The organism is Bradyrhizobium sp. P2_E8 (assembly GCF_056403875.1).
Genome location: NZ_JBFUES010001620.1, coordinates 1 through 989, shown reverse-complemented (window position 1 = coordinate 989; position 989 = coordinate 1). Strand labels below are relative to the sequence as shown.

Sequence of the window (989 nt, the reverse complement as noted above, 5' to 3'; positions counted from 1 at the left end):
GGGTTGAACTGTTCGCCGGCGCGGATGTTGACGGGCTTCACGCGATAGGGGAGCCCGAGTTCCTCCAGCATGATCGAGATTTTCCAGCCGTTCGGCGTCGGCGCATAATAGAGATCGATCATGACCTTTCCGTTGGCCTTTCCTTTGGGCCTTCCCTGTCGTCGCCGCTGGAATAGAAAGCGACTTTTGTTGTTCTGTACCTTGACGTTAGGACATGGCAGGAAGAGGCGCAACATAACCTGCCGGGAGGGCCGCCATGCTGTTTCCAACCACAATCGCCGGCTCCTTGCCGAAGCCCGAATGGCTCGCCGAGCCCAACATGCTCTGGGCACCCTGGAAGTCGCAGGGCGACGAGCTCTTGCGCGCCAAGCGGGACGCGACACTGATCTGGCTGAAGATCCAGGAGGACGCCGGCATCGACATCGTCACCGAGGGCGAGCAGGCCCGCCAGCATTTCGTGCACGGCTTCCTGGAGAAGATCGAGGGCATCGATTTCGCCCACAAGGTCGAGATGGGCATCCGCAAGGACCGCTACAAGGCGATGGTGCCGCAGGTGGTCGCGCCGCTCCGGCTCAAGGGCCGCGTCCATGCTTTTGAGGCGTCCGTCGCGCGTACGCACACCAGGAAGAAGCTGAAATTCACACTGCCCGGCCCGATGACCATCATCGACACGATTGCCGATCGCTACTATGGCGACCGCGTCAAGATGGCCTTTGCCTTCGCCGAGCTGCTCAACGAGGAAGCCAAGGCGCTCCAGGCCGACGGCGTCGATCTCGTGCAGTTCGACGAGCCTGCCTTCAACGTCTACATGGACGAGGTCAACGACTGGGGCATCAAGGCGCTGGAGCGGGCCGCGCAAGGCCTGAGCTGCGCCACCGCCGTACACATCTGTTACGGCTACGGCATCAAGGCCAATACCGACTGGAAGGAGACGCTCGGCGCACAGTGGCGGCAATACGAGCAGATCTTCCCCGCGATCGACGCCAGCC

General features: G+C 62.0%; 2 protein-coding genes. One reads left to right on the top strand and one right to left on the bottom strand.

Annotation, left to right across the window (positions count from 1 at the left end; translation table 11 throughout):
• A partial coding sequence (locus AC1D00_RS42785; protein ID WP_477014874.1) for a thioredoxin domain-containing protein occupies window positions 1–122 on the bottom strand: 122 nt, incomplete at its 3' end.
• A gap of 134 nt (window positions 123–256) precedes the next feature.
• Between AC1D00_RS42785 and AC1D00_RS42780 the strand changes: the two genes are divergently transcribed.
• The coding region (locus AC1D00_RS42780) for a methionine synthase (RefSeq protein WP_477014873.1) at window positions 257–989 on the top strand (733 nt) is incomplete at its 3' end.